Origin of the sequence: Noviherbaspirillum saxi, assembly GCF_003591035.1 — a bacterium.
In the GTDB taxonomy this organism is placed as follows: Bacteria; Pseudomonadota; Gammaproteobacteria; order Burkholderiales; family Burkholderiaceae_D; genus Noviherbaspirillum; species Noviherbaspirillum saxi.
In genome coordinates, this window is sequence record NZ_QYUO01000001.1 from 2,527,991 (window position 1) to 2,550,553 (window position 22,563).

23 protein-coding genes, 1 tRNA gene and 1 pseudogene are annotated in these 22,563 nt (G+C 54.3%); 9 read left to right on the plus strand and 16 right to left on the minus strand.

Going from position 1 to position 22,563, the window contains the following annotated elements; genetic code table 11:
- Positions 1–38 precede the first annotated feature (38 nt).
- On the minus strand, positions 39–1,166 hold the full coding sequence (locus D3871_RS11915) for a HupE/UreJ family protein (protein WP_119769082.1): 1,128 nt from the start codon (positions 1,164–1,166) through the stop codon (positions 39–41).
- Positions 1,163–2,344 (minus strand): tetratricopeptide repeat protein, encoded by a 1,182-nt coding sequence (locus D3871_RS11920; RefSeq protein ID WP_147376798.1) that lies wholly within the window; start codon positions 2,342–2,344, stop codon positions 1,163–1,165. Before D3871_RS11920 ends, D3871_RS11915 begins: the two co-directional genes overlap by 4 nt.
- 299 nt (positions 2,345–2,643) lie before the next feature.
- On the opposite strand from D3871_RS11920, the gene D3871_RS11925 reads away from it, so the two are divergent.
- Together D3871_RS11925 and D3871_RS11930 are read left to right on the plus strand one after the other, a co-directional pair.
- On the plus strand, positions 2,644–2,871 hold the full coding sequence (locus D3871_RS11925) for a hypothetical protein (protein ID WP_199724759.1): 228 nt from the start codon (positions 2,644–2,646) through the stop codon (positions 2,869–2,871).
- Between the two features lie 76 nt (positions 2,872–2,947).
- Complete coding sequence (locus D3871_RS11930) at positions 2,948–3,412, plus strand: DUF192 domain-containing protein (RefSeq protein WP_119769085.1); 465 nt, start codon at positions 2,948–2,950, stop codon at positions 3,410–3,412.
- Between the two features lie 242 nt (positions 3,413–3,654).
- Here the strand turns inward: D3871_RS11930 and rpsT are convergent, their stop codons facing one another.
- Positions 3,655–3,918 carry a 30S ribosomal protein S20 gene (gene rpsT, locus D3871_RS11935; protein WP_119769086.1) on the minus strand — a complete coding sequence of 88 codons (264 nt, stop codon included), beginning with the start codon at positions 3,916–3,918 and terminating at the stop codon, positions 3,655–3,657.
- A gap of 234 nt (positions 3,919–4,152) precedes the next feature.
- Between rpsT and murJ the strand changes: the two genes are divergently transcribed.
- Positions 4,153–5,703, plus strand: coding sequence for a murein biosynthesis integral membrane protein MurJ (gene murJ, locus D3871_RS11940; RefSeq protein ID WP_119769087.1), 1,551 nt, complete (start codon positions 4,153–4,155; stop codon positions 5,701–5,703).
- A 70-nt stretch (positions 5,704–5,773) separates the two neighbouring features.
- Positions 5,774–6,613 (plus strand): SirB1 family protein, encoded by an 840-nt coding sequence (locus tag D3871_RS11945; protein ID WP_119769088.1) that lies wholly within the window; start codon positions 5,774–5,776, stop codon positions 6,611–6,613.
- A gap of 26 nt (positions 6,614–6,639) precedes the next feature.
- Here the strand turns inward: D3871_RS11945 and D3871_RS11950 are convergent, their stop codons facing one another.
- Entirely contained in the window at positions 6,640–8,547 is a 1,908-nt protein-coding gene (locus tag D3871_RS11950; protein WP_119769089.1) for an ATP-binding cassette domain-containing protein, read from the minus strand.
- A gap of 155 nt (positions 8,548–8,702) precedes the next feature.
- Here D3871_RS11950 and D3871_RS11955 point away from each other — a divergent pair.
- From D3871_RS11955 to D3871_RS29800, 3 genes are all read left to right on the plus strand, one after another.
- Positions 8,703–8,777 (plus strand) — tRNA-Arg (locus D3871_RS11955).
- Entirely contained in the window at positions 8,777–9,070 is a 294-nt protein-coding gene (locus tag D3871_RS29795; protein WP_147376799.1) for a DUF6538 domain-containing protein, read from the plus strand. The genes D3871_RS11955 and D3871_RS29795 overlap by 1 nt, the downstream gene beginning before the upstream one ends.
- A complete protein-coding gene (locus D3871_RS29800) occupies positions 9,046–9,345 on the plus strand; it encodes a site-specific integrase (protein WP_147376800.1) in 300 nt (99 codons plus the stop codon). The genes D3871_RS29795 and D3871_RS29800 overlap by 25 nt, the downstream gene beginning before the upstream one ends.
- An 83-nt stretch (positions 9,346–9,428) precedes the next feature.
- On the opposite strand, the gene D3871_RS29805 is transcribed toward D3871_RS29800, so the two are convergent.
- The 7 genes and pseudogenes from D3871_RS29805 to D3871_RS11990 form a co-directional block, all read right to left on the minus strand.
- A complete protein-coding gene (locus tag D3871_RS29805; RefSeq protein ID WP_147376801.1) occupies positions 9,429–11,573 on the minus strand; it encodes an NHL repeat-containing protein in 2,145 nt (714 codons plus the stop codon).
- Positions 11,574–11,996: 423 nt separating this feature from the next.
- Positions 11,997–12,179 (minus strand): annotated as a pseudogene (locus tag D3871_RS31670) (IS66 family transposase); the annotation flags it as partial.
- A 458-nt stretch (positions 12,180–12,637) separates the two neighbouring features.
- A complete protein-coding gene (tnpB, locus tag D3871_RS11970) occupies positions 12,638–12,787 on the minus strand; it encodes an IS66 family insertion sequence element accessory protein TnpB (RefSeq protein WP_119769092.1) in 150 nt (49 codons plus the stop codon).
- Between the two features lie 134 nt (positions 12,788–12,921).
- Positions 12,922–13,425, minus strand: coding sequence for a hypothetical protein (locus D3871_RS11975; RefSeq protein ID WP_119769093.1), 504 nt, complete (start codon positions 13,423–13,425; stop codon positions 12,922–12,924).
- 760 nt (positions 13,426–14,185) lie between these two features.
- Positions 14,186–15,940: an SWIM zinc finger family protein gene (locus D3871_RS11980; RefSeq protein ID WP_119769094.1), complete on the minus strand. Its 1,755-nt coding sequence runs from the start codon at positions 15,938–15,940 to the stop codon at positions 14,186–14,188.
- Positions 15,941–16,234: 294 nt separating this feature from the next.
- Entirely contained in the window at positions 16,235–16,720 is a 486-nt protein-coding gene (locus D3871_RS11985) for an MgtC/SapB family protein (protein WP_119769095.1), read from the minus strand.
- Positions 16,721–16,744: 24 nt separating this feature from the next.
- Positions 16,745–17,062, minus strand: coding sequence for a DUF3135 domain-containing protein (locus D3871_RS11990; RefSeq protein WP_119769096.1), 318 nt, complete (start codon positions 17,060–17,062; stop codon positions 16,745–16,747).
- Between the two features lie 406 nt (positions 17,063–17,468).
- Here D3871_RS11990 and D3871_RS30210 point away from each other — a divergent pair, with 406 nt between their 5' ends.
- Together D3871_RS30210 and D3871_RS11995 are read left to right on the plus strand one after the other, a co-directional pair.
- The gene (locus tag D3871_RS30210) at positions 17,469–17,642 is read left to right on the plus strand and encodes a hypothetical protein (protein WP_158597922.1); all 174 of its coding nucleotides are present in this window, start codon (positions 17,469–17,471) and stop codon (positions 17,640–17,642) included.
- 266 nt (positions 17,643–17,908) lie between these two features.
- Positions 17,909–18,211 carry a hypothetical protein gene (locus D3871_RS11995; RefSeq protein ID WP_119769097.1) on the plus strand — a complete coding sequence of 101 codons (303 nt, stop codon included), beginning with the start codon at positions 17,909–17,911 and terminating at the stop codon, positions 18,209–18,211.
- An 81-nt stretch (positions 18,212–18,292) separates the two neighbouring features.
- On the opposite strand, the gene maiA is transcribed toward D3871_RS11995, so the two are convergent.
- From maiA to D3871_RS12020, 5 genes are all read right to left on the minus strand, one after another.
- Positions 18,293–18,949, minus strand: a complete 657-nt coding sequence (maiA, locus tag D3871_RS12000) for a maleylacetoacetate isomerase (protein WP_119769098.1) — start codon at positions 18,947–18,949, stop codon at positions 18,293–18,295.
- A gap of 45 nt (positions 18,950–18,994) precedes the next feature.
- Positions 18,995–19,690, minus strand: a complete 696-nt coding sequence (locus D3871_RS12005) for a fumarylacetoacetate hydrolase family protein (protein WP_119769099.1) — start codon at positions 19,688–19,690, stop codon at positions 18,995–18,997.
- 144 nt (positions 19,691–19,834) lie between these two features.
- The gene (locus D3871_RS12010) at positions 19,835–20,560 is read right to left on the minus strand and encodes an ABC transporter ATP-binding protein (protein ID WP_119769100.1); all 726 of its coding nucleotides are present in this window, start codon (positions 20,558–20,560) and stop codon (positions 19,835–19,837) included.
- Position 20,561: 1 nt separating this feature from the next.
- The gene (locus tag D3871_RS12015) at positions 20,562–21,332 is read right to left on the minus strand and encodes an ABC transporter ATP-binding protein (RefSeq protein ID WP_119769101.1); all 771 of its coding nucleotides are present in this window, start codon (positions 21,330–21,332) and stop codon (positions 20,562–20,564) included.
- A 9-nt stretch (positions 21,333–21,341) separates the two neighbouring features.
- Entirely contained in the window at positions 21,342–22,562 is a 1,221-nt protein-coding gene (locus D3871_RS12020; RefSeq protein ID WP_119769102.1) for an ABC transporter permease subunit, read from the minus strand.
- Position 22,563: the final 1 nt, after the last annotated feature.

The window sequence follows — 22,563 nt, forward strand, 5'->3', positions numbered from 1 at the left end:
ACGTCCCGCCGACACAACAGCTGTGCTGAACGCCGTCTCTAGAATGGCAGCAATTTCATGTCAAACACGCGTTCCATCAGCCAGACGGCGGCAAGCGCCGCAATGACGATGGAACCGCCGCTCAATATCATCCCTCGATAGAAATTCGTCTTGCGCAACAAATACGCCAATGGCAGGAATCCGGCGACGATGACCAGTTGCCCAGCCTCGACGCCAATGTTAAACCCGATCAATGCCAATACCAGCGCATCATTTGGCAAACCCAGATCGGACAGCACGCTGGCAAAGCCGAATCCATGGACCAGGCCGAATGCAAACGCCATCGCCCAACGGCGTTCACGGAATATCGGGACTATGTTATTCAGCGCGGCAAGGACGACCGATGCGGCGATCACGGATTCCACCCAGCGCGACGGCAGCGTAATCACCTCCAGCGTAGCCAGCGACAAGGTAATCGAATGCGCGACCGTAAATGCCGTGACGATCTTGAGTACGTTATAAAAAGCAGGTTTCAGTCCGTCAACCCCATGCCACGCCTTCTGCCATCGGAACACCACGGCCGGCAGCAATAGCGCCAGCAGGAAAAGGATGTGATCGAAACCGATCCAGATATGCCAGACGCCCTCGCGGAAATAATCAACGAATTGCCCGAACCTGCTCACCGATCCCATCGTGAACTCCTGGGCCGACGTGGCTGGCGTAAAAACACCCGAGCGAGTTGTTCCTTCGTAGTCGAGTCGCAACAATCCCTTGTGCTGCGGATCAACGTCAAACAGCAAGGCATATCGGACGCTTAGCGTGTCGATGGTTTGCGCGCATTCGGCGCGAAATCGCAGCACGGCATATGCACCGTCGGTATGATCATCGATCAAATGCTCGGTTGCCTGCAACGGGCACGATTGCCCGGCGATCGACAGCGCGAGTCGTGAAAAGGCGTAGGCGCTTATGTCATTATGCTTTGCACGTACTTCACCCCAGGTAATGTTTGCATCGCCATCGGCATCCAGACCTATCGCGAAATCAAGATCGCGCAAAGCAATGTCCCACTGGCCATTGACGACCGTCCCCGCCACCTTGAAGCCGAGATAACTATCGCTGGGTTTATGGGCGTGTGCGCCGGAATTGATAAGAAGGCCAATACATAACAACAGCAGGCGCTGCATCATGGGCGAACTCCTCGCAGTTGCTGCCCGAGTTTGATGAGCCTCTGGTCTTCGATACCGCTTTCTTCCAGCCAATTCAGAACAGGTTTTGCAGCCGCGGCGTCTTTCAAAGCCAGTGCAGATTGTAAAAAGATTTCCGCATCACGGGGCTCGCGCTGCACTTTCCAGTTTTCGGTTGCCAGTGCCAAGGCTTTCTTCGGATTGTTTTCCACCCTCAAGGCGAAGCGTGCTTCTTCCTGCTGATGTACGGTTTCGCCGCGCATTTGCGCAGCCGCATAGCGTGCGGCAAGTGCGGACGTTAGTTCGTTTGCTGTTGGACGCTGCAGCATGCGCTCTGCAAAGACGAGACGAAGCAGAAGCACGTCGGAACGCGAGCTATTCTTTAACAAACCGAGGACTTCGACAGGACGATTCTGTTCCAGAAGCAGATCTGCATATGCGGCGAGCAGAAAGGTATCCGGAATACCGAGCGCGAGCGCGCGTTTGAAATGCGTTTCGGCGACGTCTCCCCGCCCCTGTCGTTCGGCAAGCTCGGCCAGACGAAGCTCCAGCCAGAGCCGTTTTTCCGGATCGATGGAAGGCGCCTTCGTGATGGCGGCGGCTAGCGCGGCATAGGCATCGGCCGCTTTCCCGGTCAAACCGTCAACCATGGCTTCGCAGCCCTGTGCGATCAACGGGTCGGCGCTTTGACGCAAGGCTTTGCAATCCACCATTCCCAACGGATAACGTGCCTGAACAATATGAATAATGGCGCGCAGCACGCGTGCCTGAGAATGTTGAGGCTCCCGTTGCAGCACAGCATCGAGGTCATTCACCGCACCCGCAAAGTCATGGAGAAATTGGCGCAGGCTTGCCCGTAGGACCTGCACTTCAGTTGGCGGTGCCGCCATGTCCCACCATGGACCAAGCGCTGCCTGTGCATACCCCAAATAGCGTGGATCGCCTTCTTGCGACACCATTTCATAGTAGCGGCTTGCAAGCTTGACCGCGACGGCCGGATCTTGCGGATTACGTTTCAACGCCGCGCGCAGGTCGGCGAGTTCGCGCGCAATGGGATCATTGGGTTTGAATGGCAACCGCTCAAGCACCTTACCGTCCGACTCTGGCACATATGGTGCGGCAATAACGTTAGCCAGGCAGATAACTGATAGTGCCAGAATGGCAATCGAACGTATACGCATCAATAGATCCACGAGAGTGTGCCAAAGCAAATGTGTTTCGACAGGCTCAGAAGGCAGAGGCCGATTAACTCAGGCACGAAAGATTGGGATCATAGCAACAACAAGACAGACACGGTTGAATATCAGTTACGCAGGGTTTGGTAACAAATCGGCGGATGCTGCCGAAAAGGCATTTCGTTATTTATTTAAGAAAATTTCTGTGGTCGCCGAATTCACGTGTCAACGGTTAATATTGACTATCGTTAATCTCATTGATTCGAACGCACTATCTCGAGTCGTCGAGTTATTAACATGACAATTTGAAGGGCTATAAAATGAAAAACTTGATCGCTGCTCTCGTCGCTGGTCTGTTTGCTGCATCCTCCTTCGCCGCCAGCCACGCAGCCGCACCGGCATCCGCCGCACCTGCTCCTGCTGCCGCACCAGCCGCGGCCGCGGATGCTCCCGCCAAGCCTGTCAAAAAGAAAGCAAAAAAAGCGAAAAAAGCAACGAAGAAAGACGCAGCAGCGCCAACAGCAGCAAAGTAATCGGCACCAAGTTTTCTTGAAAGGCAGGCTTGTCCTGCCTTTTTCGTTATTATCGGCTAAGCTTTCGGTTCCAATAATGCGATACATCTCCATGAGACCCAGGATCCTCGTCAAGGCTGCCACAGGCTTGCTGTTTTGCATGCTGTCAGTTGCAACCGCCGCTCAGCAAACAGCCCGCTTCCCAACAATTTCACTTACTGCCGGTATTCATGTAATCAAGGCCGAGGTGGCTGCGAAAGATGCGGAACGTCAGCAAGGTCTGATGTACCGTGAAAAGATGGGTGTCAATGAGGGAATGGTTTTCCTGTTTGAAGCGCCAGCAGGGGTTTGCATGTGGATGAAAAATACCTACATCCCGTTATCGGTTGCGTTTATCGATGACGATGGAAAGATCATCAATATCGAGGACATGCAGCCGCAAACGACCGAATCGCATTGCGCAAAGAAGCCTATTCGCTATGCGCTGGAAATGAACCAGGGTTGGTTCAAGCAAAAAAATATCAAGCCAGGAATGGTCATTGGCGGATTACCAAAGCCATAGCTCTTTTAGAGACGGAGCAGAATCCCTAGCACAGCAAGCCGATGCATTTTACCAATGCGACTCACCGGTTTGCTTCGCGACCCGTGACGCCTCTTGTCGCGTTGAGCATATCGCAAGGAAATTGCCTCACTACATTCTCAAATGTCCGTTTAGGACAAGAACAAAAACCCGCGCCCCCTTGCGGGATGGCGGGTTCATCATATCTTACCGGGCCAACCGCTGAGGTTGGCGAGCCAACTGCTTTAGGCCAGTGCCTTCAGCGCAGCTGCGAGGCGGCTCTTGTGACGAGAAGCTTTGTTCTTGTGAACGATCTTCTTGTCAGCAATACGATCAATAATCGAAACGGAAGCCTGGAACACTTGCGACGCGGCAGCTTTGTCGCCTGCTTCAATCGCCTTACGGACGGCCTTGATTGCGGTACGCAGGGTCGAGCGCTGGCTGGAGTTGTGAGCGTTTTGCTTGACTGCTTGACGAGCACGTTTGCGCGCTTGTGCGGTATTTGCCATGAATATTTCCTAATTCGAAATCGGACTGCGTTCGCGGATGCGAGACAGAATTCTGTAAAGCTGCGGATTATAACGTAACTTTTAGGGATTGATCAATCCTCTTGCGGCAATCAGGACGCTTGTCGCGGTCGGTGCTTCGCCGTGCTTCACCATGATCTCATGGCACGACCAATAGTTTCCAACAATAAGCGAGTGCCGCTGCCGGCAAGGAGCGAGCGGCTATAATTGCGCCCCATGAATCTGCATAAAACGCTTGCCACTGTGTCTGGCATGACCATGCTGTCGCGTGTCACGGGACTGGTTCGCGAACTTTTGTTCGCGCGCGCATTCGGCGCATCTGCGTACACCGATGCATTCAATGTTGCATTCCGCATCCCTAATCTGCTTCGCCGCCTATTTGCGGAAGGCGCTTTCTCCCAGGCCTTCGTGCCGATTCTTGCCGAGTATAAAAATCAGAAAGGGGAAGAAGCGACAAAGGAATTGGTTGACCATGTTGCCACCATATTGATGTGGGCGCTGTTGTTGACTTGCCTGATCGGCATCGTAGGTGCGCCTGTCGTTGTGTACCTCATCGCGACCGGCCTGAAGGCTGACAAGCCGGCGTTTGACGCATCGGTGCTGATGACGCGCATCATGTTTCCGTACATTGGGTTCATGGCGTTCGTCGCCTTGTCCGGAGGAATATTGAATACATGGCGGCAGTTCCGCGTTCCCGCAGTGACGCCGGTCTTGCTGAACCTGTCTTTTATTGCCGCTTCCTTGTTCGCCGCTCCGTATATGGAGCAACCTGTTTATGCTTTGGCATTCGCAGTGGTGCTTGGCGGGATCTTGCAGGTCGCTGTCCAGCTGCCGGCATTGCGCAAGATCGGAATGCTGCCGCGTATCGGCATTAATCTGAAGCTGGCATGGAAAGACCCCGGGGTGCGCCGCGTACTGCGCCAAATGGTGCCCGCAACGGTTGCCGTGTCAGTTGCGCAAATCAGTATCATCATCAACACGAATATCGCATCGCGGCAAGTCAGCGGCAGCGTCTCCTGGCTAACTTATGCTGATCGCCTGATGGAATTTCCGACCGCACTGCTTGGCGTCGCGCTCGGCACCGTATTGCTGCCCAGTCTCGCCAAGGCGCATGCAGAAGGCAATCCAACCGAATACTCCGCATTGCTGGACTGGGGTTTGCGCCTGACTTTCCTGCTCGCCCTGCCCTCGGCGGTCGGACTGATCACCTTGTCGGAACCGCTGACCTCCACCCTGTTCCACTATGGAAAATTTGATGCCGAATCCGTGAGGATGACAGGACAGGCGCTTATTGCTTACGGCGTTGGACTGATAGGCCTGATCCTGGTAAAGATCCTGGCGCCTGGCTTCTATGCGAAGCAGGACATACGCACCCCGGTCAAAATCGCCATAGGCGTACTGATCGCTACGCAAATCATGAATTTGATCTTTGTACCAAGATTTGCACATGCCGGGCTCGCCCTGTCAGTCGGCGTCGGCGCATGCCTGAATGCTGTCTTCCTGTATATCGGCCTCAAGCGACGCGGCATTTACGTGGCGCACAGCGGCTGGCTGTTGTTCCTGCTGCGCTTGTGCGGCGCCCTGTTCTTGCTTGCCGGCGTGGCATTGTGGACCGCCGGGCATTTTGACTGGGTGGGCCTGCAATCCCGCCCACTGCTGCGCGTGGCAGCACTGACTGCCGTAATGGGTGCCTGTGGCGTCACCTATTTTGGCGCACTCATTGCCATGGGCTTCCGCTTCCGGGACTTCAAACGCATATCGTCATGAATGTCCGGCATACAGGGCGTTTCCATCCTGTCCTTTTATTGCCGGCATCATGGTTTATGATAGTCCTTGTATGGTGATCCAATCCCTCGAATATTTCACATCGCTGGTCCAACAGGACGACTCCATTCCGCTGTTTGAAGCGGCGCTGGCTATTGCCCAGGACGTCGAGCCGCAACTGGATCTGTCCGCGACGCAAGCGGAAGTCGATATACTCGCCGCCAGACTGCAGCGGCGATTGGCAGCGGATGCGTCGAGCGTGCAGAAGCTTCGATTGCTGAACCATTTCTTCTATCGCGAGCTGGGGTTTGCCGGCAACGTCAACGATTATTACGATCCTGACAACAGCTATCTTCATCGGGTCATCAGAACGCGCCGCGGCATTCCGATTTCACTCGCGGTGCTCTATATGGAATTGGCGCAGCAGATTGGCTTGAACGTCAAAGGGATTTCTTTTCCCGGCCACTTTCTCATGAAGCTTTCCGTGCAGTCCGGCGACATCGTGCTCGACCCGTTCAATGGCGCCAGCCTGTCGCGCGAAGAACTGGAAGAAAGGCTGGAACCGTATTTCGAGCAGCAAAGTTATCCCGGCGCAATTCCGCTTTCCTACTATCTTCATGCCGCGCATCCACGCGAAATCCTGGTGCGCATGTTGCGTAACCTGAAATCGCTGTTCCTGGAACACATGCGGTGGCAGCGCCTGCTGGGCGTACAGCAGCGTCTGTTGATCCTGTTACCCGATGAAATCGCCGAGCGCCGCGACCGCGGGCTTGCTTATGCCAACCTGGAGTGTCCGCAAGCCGCGCTGGAGGATTTCGAAGCTTACCTCGCCGAACGTCCGCATGCGCCGGATGCGGACATGTTGCGCGAGAAGCTGCCCGAACTGAGACAGGCGAGCAAGCGCCTTAACTGACGTATATACGTAGTCGCATACGCACCTCAGCTTTGAGCCTTGGCTTCGATTGCCTCCCACTTTTCAAGGCTCTCAAGTAATTCTTCATCAATTTCAGCAAAGCGCTGGTTGAGTCTTTGCACCTCGTCAGGCTGCTGGCGATACAGTTCCGGATCGGCAAGCTTTTCGGAGATCGCTTTTTGTTCAGCTTCAAGCGTTGCGATAAGCGCGGGCAGCGTCTCCAACTCGCGCTGCTCCTTGTAGCTGAGTTTTTTAGTCTTGCCAGCGCTCACGGACGGTGCCTCTTTCGCAGCAGGTTTGGGATCGCTTTTCTGCTGCCCTTTCACCGGCACTGCAGGCGTTGCCCGTACCCTTTCCCAATCGGTATAGCCGCCGACATATTCGCGCCAGCGTCCCTCGCCTTCCGCAACAATCACTTGCGTGACAACGTTATCGAGGAAAGTGCGGTCGTGACTGACGAGAAAGACCGTGCCGCTGTAATCTTCCAGCAGCTCTTCAAGCAGTTCCAACGTATCGATGTCGAGATCATTGGTCGGTTCGTCCAGTACCAGCACGTTGGCCGGCTTGGCGAACAGGCGGGCCAGCAACAAACGGTTGCGCTCGCCTCCGGACAGGGATTTCACCGGCGAACGCGCGCGCTCGGGAGCAAAGAGAAAGTCTCCCAGGTAAGTCATGACATGCTTGCGCTGTCCATTGATTTCCACCCAGTCGCTGCCCGGCGAAATGGTATCGACAAGACTCGCTTCTTCATTGAGTTGAGCGCGCATCTGGTCGAAATAAGCGACCTGCAGCCGTGCTCCTTGCTTGACCGCGCCCGAATCCGGCTGTTCTTCGCCCAGGATCAGCTTGAGCAGAGTGGTTTTGCCCGCACCGTTCGGCCCAATCAAGCCCACCTTGTCGCCGCGCATGATGATCGCGTTGAAATCGCTCACGATGATCTTGTCGCCGTAACGCTTGCCGATGTCGACCAGTTCCGCAACGATCTTGCCGGACCGTTCGCCCGCCGACACATCGAGCCTGACCTGTCCCTGCTGATCGCGCCGGGCGTTGCGCGTGCGGCGCAACTCTTCCAGACGCTTGACCCGCCCCTCGTTGCGCGTGCGCCGGGCTTCGACGCCTTTGCGTATCCAGACTTCTTCCTGAGCAAGGAATTTGTCGAACTTGGCGTTTTCGATTGCTTCGATTTCCAGCTGCTCGGCCTTGCGGGTCTGGTAGGCACTGAAGTTGCCCGGAAAGGAAAGCAGCCGCCCACGATCCAATTCGATGATGCGGGTTGCGACATTGTCGAGGAAGGAGCGATCGTGGGTGATAAACAGGATGCTTCCCTTGTAATCGCGCAGCAAACCCTCCAGCCACATGATCGAGGTGAAATCCAGATGGTTGGTCGGTTCGTCGAGCAGCAACACATCGGGCGCACCGACAAGTGCGCACGCCAGCGCGACGCGCTTTTGCGTTCCTCCTGATAAGGTTCCGAGCAAGGCATCCCTGTTCAGGTTCAGCTTTCCCAGAATGGTTTCCACCCGATTGCCTATACTCCAGGAATCGGTGGCATCAAGCTTGACCTGGAGCTCGTGCATGCGCTCCATGATGGTATCGTCTTCGGTCCCTCCAAGGCGCCCGGCTAACTGGTTATATTCCTCCAACATGGCGGGGAGCTCACCAAGTCCGGATGCAACGGCATCAAACACCGACATGTCGTCAGCGAAATGCGGCTCCTGCTGGACATAAGCGACCTTGATGCTTTGCTGCATGACGATCAGGCCATCGTCAAGCTTGGAAATGCCGGCAATGATTTTCAGGAGAGAGGATTTGCCGGTGCCGTTGCGCCCGATAAGCCCAACGCGCTCGCCAGCCTCCAGCGAAAATTCGGCGTGGTCGAGCAAGGCCACATGGCCAAATGCCAATTGGGCATTAGAAAGAGAAATGACTGCCATAGAGGGAATGCGGTTGCAGCGGTGCGCGAGGACGCAGCCGCAAAATGAAAAGAAGCACGCATTGTACCCACTACCGGTCGCCGACAGTCATTTCATGGCCGGTCTCGGCTATAATCTCGGGCTGATGCAGTTCAATGTGTCAACATCCCGCGCGTCTCGCCGTAGTTCAATGGATAGAACGAGTGCCTCCTAAGCGCTAGATACAGGTTCGATTCCTGTCGGCGGGACCATGAATCCCGCAAAATACCCTTCTGAATCAACAAGTTACAATGAAAATAGACTTTCTTCTGTGGTACAAAATACCAGAGAAAGCATGCTATTTGCGTTGAGTGCTGCAGTGTCCATTAAGACTCGATACATTGAAAAACGGGGAAACGTCTATCAGTTCGTGATGCGCGTTCCAACAGACCTGGCTGAGCGATTTGGCAGAGATCGCATTCGTGAATCACTGAAGACCAATGACTCCAAAGAAGCGATAAGCAAGGCGAATGCTCGGCTTTGGAGGCTCTCAAAACCGCTTTGAATCTTCCTCATGGGGGAAAAGGATTGTTTGATCAGTATGCAAAATCACGGGGGAACGATTTAGCATCTGCTGCCGTAAATAAACGGCTAAAGAAATGGGGAATTACCAGCCACTCATTCAGGCATGCCATGAAGGATAGGCTTAGAGAAGCTGGTTGCCCAAAAGACATTCGTGACGCAATTCAAGGGCATGTGAGTGGGGATGTGGCAGACAACTACGGACAAGGCCATACATTGAAAACGATGCAAAAGTGGCTTTTGAGTGTCGCAGTTTAACGACCAAAATTCGTGGCTGAAAGGTCAACGAACTAGAAATGCAGCTCGTTGATCCTTCCAAGGTATTTACAAGACCTTAATCATCACTGGAATTTCAACACGCTGCCCGGAGTTGTAATTAGCAATGTATTTGGTGCAGCAAAAGTGATCCCAGTCGGGCTATCCAGACTTGGAGAACTTCCAAGCCGAACACCTTTCTTAGAACCAATCAGCGTGCTTACTGTACCGTCAGGAGTGATCTTTCTGATGCTGTGATTGCCGGTATCTGCAACGTACAGGTTGCCCACATCATCAATGGTAATTCCTTTTGCTGAACTACTAAACCTTGCGTCTGATCCTTTGCCGTCAACAAGGCTAGGCTCTTCCTGTAGCGCGGTTCCATTAGGTACTGTCGCCCGTCCGGCAAAAAGTGTCGCATAATTACCTGCTGTTACCTTCTCGATTCTCGTCGACGTAAATCCTCCATGTGACAAGAGTCCGTGACCCTCAAAAAGCAGAAATACGTTCCCTTTACCATCAGCAGCCATTCCACGTAGATAGCTGACCACCCCACGTCCATAACCAGGCCACTCCTCCGTCAACCCGCCTGCTGAGCTCACAGTACCATCAGGAGCAATTTTCTTAATCCTGCGCCAACCCACCTCTGCAATATATAGGTTGCCCGCTTTGTCGGTTGTAAATACAGTCGGATTCACAACTTTAAATGTAGAGTCCTCCCAAGTCATGCCCATCACGTCGACGAGTGTACTTACACTGCCTGAACGGGTTATGTTGCGGATTGTCGTGATTGGGAGGTTACTGCCATCATTTACTGCGGGAGTGCTGCCGTCATTTTGGTAGATAAGGTCACTTACATAGACATCACCACTCCGATTCGACGCGATTCCCTTAGGCGACCAAAATTTGGCCTCGGTGCCATAGCCATTATTTGTTCCTTGGACTCCGGCTATTCCAGCGATAGTACTTACGCTCCCTGTAGGAGTTATTTTCCGAACGGTGAATTGCTCAGGATCGGTCACATACGCGTTGCCATCCATGTCACTAGCAATAGCGGAACCCTTAGCGGGGAATTTTACATTTTGGCCAATCCCGTCGGCATAACCGTATACACCCTCCTTCCCGGCAAAAGTACTTACTGCACCCAACATACTCATACGTTGGATGGTGTTCCCACTAGTCGAGAAATAGTTGCCGCTCTTGTCTATCGCGATAGATGTGCCTACAAAGCGAGAAAGATCAGTAGGATTACCTGCATCGTCCTTAGGTTTTGTAGATGCGACGACCGTCGTCACTCCAGACGGCTCTACTTTTAGAAGACGTACACCGTCATTGCCTAGACTATCAACGACATACAGATCGCCGTTTTTATTGATTGCAAAGTTAAGGAAGCTATGAACTTCCTGACCAGGAATTTGAATTGCTAAGGGTGTAACGCTGCCATTTTGATCAACCCTAACAATCTCATTAGTCCCTTCTAGTAGCGCAAAAATGCGATTGTTGCTATCTAATGCAATACTGCTTGCTGACTTTGAAAGTGTAGCTAGCGTGGATACATGGCCATCTGGAGCTATTCTTGCGACTCGTCCCGCGCTGGTTGAGTAAACATTACCTGAAGTATCTGTTGCGATACCTCGCAATGGAGCCATGAATTTACAATTATTTGATCGACAAGGATCAACAGATTGCAGATATGGCTGAGCGAGCGTAGTAACCAACCCTTCGGAACTAATCTTTTCGACGGTGTACAAGGTATTCGCATTTGCTGGTACACGTTGCGATACAACATAGGTGTTTCCTAATGCGTCCACTGCAACGCTCAACGGACGGTCAACTTTTGCCAGAGTGCTCACCGACCCAGTTGGATCAATTTTCCTGACACTATTGTTGTTGGTATCCGCAACATAGATAACGCTGTTCGCATCAAACGCGAGCCATCGAGGGCCATTGAATCGAGCATCTGTACCAATCCCATCAAGCTCACCAGCGCCTCCTATGTTTCCTGCTACTAGACTTAGTTCTCCTTTGAAGGCAGGAGCAACAGGTGTACTTGGGACGGGCTCCTGCGCGGCTGCCTGCTCGGACGTTGAGCCACCACCACCACCACCACCACCACATGCGAGAAGAGACGCGCATAAAGCGCCCGTTGAAACAATTTTGAAAAAACGTTGATTGCTTGTTTTGCTAGATGTGTACATAACGTGATGCCGGATGAAGGCGATAGTAATCAATCAATTCAGCAAGGCATGACTGATTTGCAGAGTCACCATCATAGGAAAAACTAGAAGTAATTGCGTTGTAAGAGATCGTTATTTTCGCATGAAGGTGGCAAGGCAATATGTAAGCGAATGTGTTTTACTAAAGGATGTTGTTTATATGTGCAGATTGATTTCCGCGTAGCGCCTTTTTGGCCGAGGATGTTCCACTTGATTGGATATCAAGTCACATCAGCTGGCTGATGAGATTGCCGCTGACTGCTGATTAGGTTCGATCTTCCAACGTAGATATACGCCCGTCCTGATAGAAATCTTGCAGGTCACCAGGAGAGATATCGTTCTTGGACGCGTACCCTACAACCTGCATCGCATACGGGTTATAAATGAAGTCCATCCGCCGCGACATTCTTAGATTTCAAGCCACACCAATGCCCCATATGTGTCGCGCCGCTTGATCACCGCCCGCACGTACATGAGGATCACGTGGCCGCCCGGGCGCTGCGCCAGCCGATGGCTGACCTTCTCGCCGATGACCTCATAATCGTCAGGCGCCAAGCCTTCCATTTCCGTACTCGGCACCGCGATGACTTCGACCGGTACCTTCTTGTCGTCGAAGAACAGCGTCGATTCTTCAATGCCGTCAGCGGGACGCCTGGGCTTGTTCTCGCGATCAAAGGCCGCGACCCTGCTCTTGCTGTTCGGCGGGGCGGTATCGGGCACAGCTGCGAACGATTCGCCCAGGGTGCCTTGTACGCCTTCCGGCTCCGGCAAACGGCGCTCGCTCTTCTGGCCAAAAATCTGGCGCTGGAACCACGCGACCTGCCGGCGCAAGTTGGCGATTTCGCGCTCTTGTTTGCTGACCAGTTCAACCAACTGCGGCAGCGTCAACGCGCTCGCGTCAGTCGCGGCGATGGGCGAATGGGCGGGTGGCGAAGGCATGTCGAAAGCATAATAACCTGCAGGCGCGTCTTGTGTGCTCGGTGCGTTTAATGCAGGTCTTGTATAGCGCTTGCGCACACGCCTGGGCTCGATCCCATCGAGCAGCAGCTTGAGCGCGGTCCAGTCCATCTCGCGCGTGCTCACCGCATCCCAGTCGCCGAGCAAGCCCCCTGTTCCAGCCGTTTGGCCCATACGCACCAGCCGGTGCGATCGAAGTACAGCACCTTGATTTGCGTGGCGCGGCGATTGATGAAGGCGAACAGATTGCCGGTCGTCGGGTCTTGCTGCATGCGATGGGGATCCAGAGCCTACGTTGAAGACCATGCAAGGATGGCTGGAGAAGGTTGCTGTGAGGCTGGAGTAACTAGCCAGCGATGTCCATTGCTGCGGCATTCGTTCTACGGTAGCGATACGCCCTACCGGGTCACGGCACACTGTTGGTAGAAATGAAAGTGGCCCATGCGTCGATCGCCTGTTGGCAAAGGTCGCATACCTCATACCTTGTCCCATCAGTCAGAACGACTTTGATCCGAATCGGCAGATTGGGATCAAGCTCCAACGGAACACCAGAACCCGGAACGGTAATTGAAAGCGATGTGGCTGAAGTAGTGGACGCATAGACCGTGTCTGTAATTGGAGTGTAATTCGTAATCACATAGTGCTTGTTTGCATTACAAATGTCCCGGCAAGCGTCTAACGCAGCGTTGTTCTTGACGTATTTTTCGACATACTCCTTGGGGGAGGCCACTTTTACGAACTTAATCATCCAATCCTTTAAGCTGTAACTGGTACTCGCGAAGTCAAATAAACAGTCAGCGATTTTCTCTTGATCATTAACCGAAACGGCACTGCAAAGGCGTGCGCAGTCTCGCCGGAGCTTTTCCAAGAGATCACTGGGCTTCGAGAAGTAGAAGGTTAGATTCGCCATAGGCTTACTCACTTCAAATTGGACACCAGGGACACTGTACGGGGTGGGTGCGTAGAGCGTTTGCATGGGGTCAAAAGATGTAGGCCAGCGAACACCAGCGCGTTGGTCAGTTGGAACCGGAACGCTTTTCCGACCACCAGCGCCTGCAATCAATGGTCATCTGAATGTTACGACTCCGTCTAGAGTTGTACTTGAGGCCAATGGCTTTGCCGTGAATGATGATCAGGTCCGCATCAACGGTATGTGGATGAGCATCAAGCAAGCTGCGAAGTCTGGGTTTATCTAATCGGGTACAATCGGGACTTGAAGGTGTGACACAGCATATGACACAGCCTCCATTTCCCCGATTACCAAGTCCTTGTAAATCAACGATTTACGTACTATTAAGCAGGGACCGAACTCCTGTCGGCGAGACCACAGAAAAATCTCACAACATCTCATATCATCCGAAATCCCGCGTTTCCCCACGCATCGGAAAGCGCCCATCGCCGACATCACCGCTAAGGAAATGCTCGATGTGCTGAACAGAATCGAGGCCCGCAGGTGCTGAAGATCGCTTCCGCGTGAAGCAATGCTGCACGACTTACAAACGTTTACCGGCGAAAGCGTACTGGTCTTCCGGGCGAACAGGCTCGTACCAAGCCAATAAGCAAAAATACCATCTTGTTCGCGCTGTACCGCATGGGCTATCACGGCAGAACGACCGGCCACGGCGCGAATTTCAGAGCATCGCGTCGGCCGGATCACGCACCATCCGCAATCACTCCGCAACACTCGCACGAGCCACCCCATCCAGCAACTTGATGAAATTCCGCTTTGGCTTGAACTGTTCCCGCAAATCAGCCACATAGTCGCGAAATTGCTGAGACTGGTTCCGTATTTTCATCAATCTACCCACCTTGCGAATCAGTTTGATTGCCTCTTCGTATGCAGTATTGTTGGTCTGCTCGACAATGGGCACCACCACACGACGGTAAAGAGTTACCGCATTGTCAGGATGTGAAGATTCGAGCTTTCCGGCCAGCGTGATCAGCAGGCTCCGGTTGCAAATGCCTTCATTCGCCGCTGTCCAGGCAGTATCAAGATCCTTTTCCCACAACGCAATTTCCACGCGGAAGGAGTAGTTTGGCGCTGAGGGTGTCGGCTTCCTATGGGATGTGGCTTTTGTCTCGCATGCGATGGCCTCGGCAACCAACGCCAGTGCACGGCTGCGGTGTGCCGGCCAGACCCCGATCTTGCCGGCGACATCGTGCAATTTCTTGTAGTGGTCGAGAGTCTGTTGTTCCTCAAACTGGACCCAGGTTAGCTGCAGTGCCTCATCATTGCGTTTGCGCTTGAGGTAGGCGACGACCAGAAAGTCCCGTAACCTGTTGTCGGGTCGCTCGGGGAACGCTTTCAGACCGCGTTCTGCCCATTCCAGTGCCTTGTCGGGTTGTCTTGCCTTGGTCCAGATTTCGGCAATGTCGAGATAGTGGTAACCGGATGAAAGATCGCGCGACTTGATCGCAACCAGTTCATCAATGTCGCCGTTCGCTTCGGCCAATTGCTCCATGACGCGAGTAATGCGGAAGCGATGGGCGTCATAGCTGTCCTTGCGATCCCGTGGCTTGATCTTGCTCCATTCGGCTTGCGCCAGTTCCCGATAGCGGCGCAAGCCTTCCTTGCCCAAGGCATCGCGGTAAGTGACGGCATCGAAGCTGCACAGGCCGAATGGAAGTGTCGTTTCGAATCGAAAAAGACGCTCGGCAAGCTTGGCCGGATCAGGCCGCGCCATCGCGCAAGCCTTGCGGTGCAATTCGCCCAGACGGTAGACGATGTCGCCGATCTCCCCGTTCGAGTCGTCGACCTGTTCCATAGCATGCTCGGTCCGCTCGATTGCGTATTCGGCTAGTTCTACCAGCGTGGCGGCAGTGTCAGGCTTGAGCAGTTTCGCCAGCGAATCGGCGACCTGATCGATATTGCCGGCGAAGGTGCCGACTTCTCGCCAATCGATGAAGTCGCGGATGTGCGTCGCACCATCGATGGCGCGACGGAATGCCGCAGCCACATTGCCCGTGCCGCCGGTTTGCTCAGTCTTGAGCAAAAGCGACTGGTAGAGACGGTCGTCCCGCTGGGCCGCATCAAGCAACAGCTCAATCAACGTATCCGGGGACTGCGCACTCAGATACTGCCGGATGGCATGCCAGGGATCATGTCGTTTTTTCCTGCCTGATTTCACACTGGATTTGCTTTCGCCGGCATGTTCGGCCAGCCACGCCAGTCCGACTGCCACGCAATGCTTGCAGAAATTGCCGTCGGCCGCGTGCGGGCAGGTGCAATCGTAGGTAAGATCATTATCGTCATCCCACAACGCGACCCGGTAGGTCTGTGTGCTTACAACGCTGGCGGTGACCTTGCCGTCGGTGACGCGAAGTCGTTCGACGGCACCGGCAGTGAAATATTCCTCACCGCGCCCGAAGACAGTGGCGCCTGCAAAGGCTTCGAGGGAAACACGAGAGATCAGATCATCAAGCATCGTTCTGGCAATTCAATTCGACATACATGCGTCCGGTGCCACGCCATGCACGGCTGATGTTGATCGCGGGTCTGCACTATCGGTGCATCACTCGCATCCCTCCACGGCTTGGCATGGCTGACGCGCAGTAGCGCCGGCTCATCCAATCCAGGGACGGCACATCGTCCTGCCCAACGGACCATCAAACCGGCGCAAACCAAATCCTACACCGATCTTTGCCGCCAGTGACTTGTCGAGGGCGAACTCAGGAGCCAATTCTGTCGTATGCCGATATGCGTTCGGTTACATTGCTGTTTAACCTTTGTCGGTCGCGGTTTTCTTTTGATGCGACAAACCCAGAATACATAACGCGAGGAAGGTGCACAGTACGGCAGTCGCTTCGCGCCCCATGCCGGCCGACACACCAATCGCGGCCGTGACCCAGACGCTGGCGGCAGTCGTCAATCCTCGTATCTCTCGATCGCGCGACAGCTTGATGATGGCCCCTGCTCCCAGGAAGCCGATCCCCGAAATCAATCCCTGCAAGACACGGCTAAGATCAGAAATTTCCATCCCTGCCTGCAAGGGCACCAGCACAAACAACGATGCACCCAACGCCACCAGCATATGGGTGCGCAAGCCTGCCCCGGTTCCCCATTGCTCGCGTTCGTAGCCGAGAACGGCGCCGAGTGAGAGGGCAACGATGAGACGGGCTGATACGCGAGTGAATTCGGCCAGATCCGGCAGATCGGAGAACTCCGCCTGCAAGGTTGTCCATACGGTCATCCATGCTTCTTGCATGTCAGGCTCTGCTCCGCATCTGCCCTAGCGACGCATGCGATCGATCAGCAGCGTTGTTTGCAGGCCAGCTACTTCGTACATGGCGCGATCCCAGGTTTCATGCAGGAGATTCATCGAGTCGCGCATCATACGGAATGCAATGACGGCCGCATCAGTCGGACTTTGAGCGGAACTACGCGCAGTTTCGATTCGCTCCAGCAGTCTTTCCAGGGACGGGCGATGTTCAAGTGGAGCACTCTCCACCGCTTCGCGCAGCAAATGCCGGCGGAATGTTTCTAGCGCTTCCGGATCCTGCCTATGCAGGGTAACCAGCATATCAAAGTCGGGCATGGCGACGTTCATGACGGCTCCAATCAAATATCGAAAGTTGTCGATATGACAGGTATAACCGTTTGAACACGAATACCCTTGTCAGGCATCAAGCCAGAGTTCAGGTGGTACTGTCGTGTCGCAAACAAGCAAGGTTTTAACTGCTCGCCCTAGTTTTCGAGCCTTAGGAGCAAGTTAATACAAGCAACCGCTACCATTCCCGCACCGATCATCGCCAATAACGATACGACTGCAACAAGCATGATATTTCTCCATGGATTGCATGAATCAATTTAAGCATCATGAATGCCAAGAGAAATTGACAGTGCGCATTCTTTTATGACGGGTCTTTACATGGGTGGACGCGAATGAGCAATCTCAACGTCGTTGCCAAACAGGCAGGTATGCTGAACGCATTCCTTTATCAGCAGAGATCAAGATGTCCAGACTACATAATGATGAACACCTGACGCCGGATCCCGATCATGCAAAGCTTCCGGGTGAAGATCCGGTTTCGCACGCAAGCGATGAAGAGAATGCATCCGAAATATCCGACGTGACACTGCGTATGAATCTGCTCGGAAAACTGATTATTCCCAGAAATGCACCTTAGCGCCTTCCAGCAGTTTATTAATCATGAGTTACGCACATTAACTGTGATCAATTCTGTGGATAAGCCGGGAAACTCGTTGCTATGTCCATGATTTTTCAACGAATCATTGTGTTGACTAAAATCAAGGCATTGCATGGCCGGTGTACTTGCACCTATACCGGTATCGACGATCTGGCTTGAGATAGCAGGCGAAACTTTTAAGAATCTTCTTAAGCCATAACCATGGCAATGGGTAGAGCAAAAATTCTTGTTAATGGAGGAACGCCATGCCGACTTTTCGCAAATATGCTGCGACTATGCTATTTGCAACAGCAGGCATCTCTACTCATGCAGTGCATGCAGCCCAGGATGCAATGAGCAGGGCCGAAGCCAGACAGACTGTTGAAGACCGGACGCCACAGGCGCAATTCCAAACCTCGAAACGCGAAGCGAATGCCGCGTATCAGGAAGCGCTTGCCGAATGCAAAAAGATGCGTGGGACCGACCGTAATAAATGCATGAGCGAAGCAAAGACGAATCTGCAAAACGATCTTGCCGAAGCCCGCAAGGCATTGACGAGCGGACAGTAAACGGCCGCGATTTACCTGATCCCCTTACCTGCTGCAGCATTGCTGATGCTGCAGCAGGACTTGTTTTGACTGACGATTGTTTTATTCCGCGTCCGGCTGCATTGCCGGAGATGCATGCGCAAATGCGTCCAGGGCCAGGCAGGCTTCATTAATGCGCATGAGTGTCGGCATACCCAACAAATCGCAATTGAGCCTTTGTGCATTTGCAATCTGCGGCACCAGGCAGCAATCCGCAAGTGTCGGCGCATCTCCATAACAGAAGCGGCCGGCCCGCCTGTCGTTCGACACAGTCTGCTCAAGTGCGGCAAGACCTTGTTCGCACCAATGGCGATACCAGGCATTCTTGTCGTCTTCGCTGACTTTCAATTCACGAACCAGATAACGCAGCACACGCAGATTGTTCAGTGGATGAATATCGCAGGCAATCGATAACGCAATACCGCGGACATAAGCTTTGTCGATCGCGCTTTCCGGCAGCAGCGGCCGTTGCGGATGCACCTCGTCGAGATATTCGATGATGGCGAGCGATTGTGTAAGTGCGCTGGTATCGTCCGGCGAGTCTGCCACCAAGGCAGGCACCAGCCCGTCCGGATTGAGCTTGCGGTACTCTGACGTCAATTGCTCGCCGCCGTTGCGGAGCAGATGAATCGGCACCGTATCGTACGGCAAACCTTTAAGATTCAGTGCAATACGTACGCGATACGATGCCGAACTGCGAAAATAGCTATAGAGCTTCACGCGTAATCCCTGTGGTTGTGGCCGCAATGAGTAGTGCGGCGAACATCAAACGATTTTGACCTTGAGTTCGCCCACGCCATCGATAGCACCTTCGAGCAAATCACCCTGCTTGACGGCAGCGACGCCTTCCGGTGTACCGGTAAAAATCAGATCGCCTGGCTGGAGTGCAAAAAACTTCGACAGGTGTTCGATGGTCTCGCTGATATTCCAGATCAGTTTTTCGATACTGCTTTTTTGACGGGCTGCGCCATTGACGTCAAGGCGTATCGATGCCTGCCCGATGTTTCCAACCTGAGCTGCAGGTACGATGGGGCCAATCGGCGCGGACTTGTCGAAGCCCTTGCCGGTCGACCAGGGACGTCCCTGCTTTTTTGCTTCGCCTTGAAGATCACGGCGGGTCATGTCAAGGCCGACAGCATAGCCCCATACATGCTGCATGGCGTCGGACGCCGCAATGTTTGAACCGCCTTTGCCAATCGCCACAACCAGTTCAATTTCATGATGCAGATCGCTGGTCATGCCCGGATACGGCATTTCACCGACCGTTCCGAAAGCCACTGGCAGCACGGCATCGGCCGGCTTCATGAAAAAGAATGGCGCCTCTCTACCGGTACCACCCATTTCCTTTGCATGCTCGACATAGTTACGGCCGACACAGTAGATCCGGTGTACTGGAAACATGGCGTCCGTGCCGGCAACGGGAACAGTCGCAACAGGGGGTTGTGGTATGGCAAAGTGCATGTGAGTCTCCTCTGGAATGTCCAGATTATGCCATTGACGCATCAAGGCTGCGTGGCCGTACAGGACCGAGACGCTGGAAAGAAAAACCGCCTTGCTGCACATGCAGACAAGGCGGTTTTTGTATGGCGCAATACCGGCCGGGAATCAGCCTTCGCCGAGGTAGGCTGCCTTCACTTTCGGATCGTCCAGCATATCCTTTGCGTTACCGTTCATTGTGATCAGACCGGATTCCATCACGTAGCCGCGGTGAGCCGCCTGTAGCGCCAGCTTCGCATTCTGCTCAACAAGCAGGATCGTGACGCCTTGTGCCGACACGTTGCGAACGACTTCGAAAATCTTTTCCACCATGATCGGTGACAGCCCCATCGACGGCTCATCGAGCAGCAGCAGCTTGGGATGGCTCATCAACGCACGCGCCATGGCCAGCATCTGCTGCTCGCCGCCGGACAAGGTGCCGGCGAGTTGCGACGCGCGTTCCTTCAGGCGCGGGAACACGCCGAACCACTTGTCGATGTCGGCCTGAATGCCTGCCTTGTCATCGCGAATGTAGGCGCCCATCTGCAGGTTTTCCTGGATCGTCATGCGCGTAAAGACGCCGCGGCCTTCCGGCACCATAGCCAGGTTCTTCTTGACCAGAGAGAACGAATTCGTGCCATGTATTGGCTGGCCGGTGTAATGGATCTGACCTTCCACCCGGCAACCGGGCAGCGTATTGGTAATGGCTTTCAACGTCGTGGTCTTGCCGGCGCCATTGGCGCCGATCAGCGTGACCAGTTCGCCCTTGTTGACTTCGAGGTCGATGCCCTTGACCGCCTGAATGCCGCCGTAAGCGATTTTCAGGCCGCTGATTTTTAGAATATTTTCGTTCATATTAGTGCCCTCCTCCCAGATACGCCTCGATCACCGCCGAGTTGCTTTGCACCTCGGCCGGCACGCCTTCCGCAATCGGCTTGCCGTAATCGAGCACCGTCAGGCGGTCGCAGAGACCCATCACCAATTTCACGTCGTGTTCGATCAACAGAATGGTCTTGCCTTCCGCCTTGATCTTGACCAGCAGCTCACGCAGCGCAAGCTTTTCCGTTGCATTCATGCCGGCTGCCGGCTCGTCGAGTGCCAGCAATTGCGGATCGGTGGCGAGTGCGCGGGCAATTTCCAGACGCCGCTGATCGCCGTACGACAAATGGCGCGCGGTACGGTGCGCAAACTTGGCGATGCCGACGAAGTCCAGCAACTCCATCGCGCGGTTACGGATCGCCGCTTCTTCTTCGCGTGCGGCCTTGTGGTGGAACACCGCGCCGAACACGCCCTGGTGGGTGCGCACATGACGGCCGACCATGACGTTTTCGACTGCCGACATTTCGCCGAACAGGCGAATATTCTGAAACGTACGGGCAATCCCTGCCTTGGCGACCTCGTGCGGTGCGGACGGCGAATATGGCTTTCCGCCCAACTCGAACGTCCCGGTATCGGCCTGGTACAAACCAGTGATCACATTGAAGAATGTGGTCTTGCCGGCGCCGTTGGGGCCGATCAAACCGTAGATTTGGCCACGCAGAATCTTGATGCTGACTTCGGACAACGCCTGCAAGCCGCCAAACCGCTTGTTGACGCCTGCGATGTTGAGAATGATTTGTTCGCTCATGGATTTTCCTTATGCGGCCAGTGCAGCAGGCTCTTTTTCGTCTAGACGATTCTTGGCGTTTGCATCCATCCGGTCTTCATGCTTGGGCGCAGGCCACAAGCCTTCCGGGCGATACAGCATGATGACGACCATGGCCAGACCGTAAAGCAGCTGACGCAGCACTTCCGCATCGACTAGAACGGTGCCGAACAACTGACGCTGAACCGGTTCGACGACATGGCGCAGCACTTCGGGCAGCGCCGCGAGAATCACGCCACCGAGAACGACTCCGGGAATATGGCCGATACCGCCGAGCACCACCATGGCCAGCACCGCAATGGATTCGGTCAGAGAGAAAGATTCCGGTGAGACGAAGCCCTGGAACGACGCGAACATCGCACCGGCGACACCGCCGAAAGAAGCGCCCATGGCGAATGCCAGCAGCTTGATGTTGCGGGTATTGATGCCCATTGCCTTGGCAGCGATTTCATCTTCGCGGATCGCCACCCAGGCACGACCCAGACGCGAATGCTGCAGACGGATCGAGATAAAGATGATCGCCGCGCACAAGAACAGGAACAGGAAGTAATACGCGTTGACCGATGGCATGCCCCACTCGCCGAAAAACACTGTGGCGCGCGACCCCGGCTCACCGGCCAGCGATACGCCGAAGATACGGATCGGGTCGATCATGTTGATACCTTGCGGGCCGTTGGTGATATTGACCGGCGCGTTCAGGTTGTTCATGAAGATACGGATGATTTCACCGAAACCGAGAGTCACGATCGCGAGATAGTCACCGCGGAGTTTCAGCGTCGGCGCGCCCAGCAGTGCACCGAAAAACGCTGCCAGCGCCGCGCCGAGCGGCACGATCAGCCAGACCGACAAGTGAATCCCGTTCTTGGCGGTTTCTTCCCCGACTATCCATCGCAAGCTGTCGCCGACCAACGGGTACTGATTGACGAATGACTCGAGTACGGTGGCGAACTGGGGCGATGCCAGCAGTCCAGTCATGTAGGCGCCCAATGCATAGAACGCGATATAGCCCAGGTCGAGCAGGCCTGCCATCCCGACCACGATATTGAGGCCGAGCGCCAGCATGATATAGAGCAGCGCCAAGTCCATGATGCGGACCCAGGAATTGCCGTAGTTGGAGGCAATGAACGGAAAGGCGATCAGGATGATGCCGAGAATGACAAAGCTGGTATAGGCCTTGCGCGGATTGTGTTTAACGTCAAATAGTGCAGACATG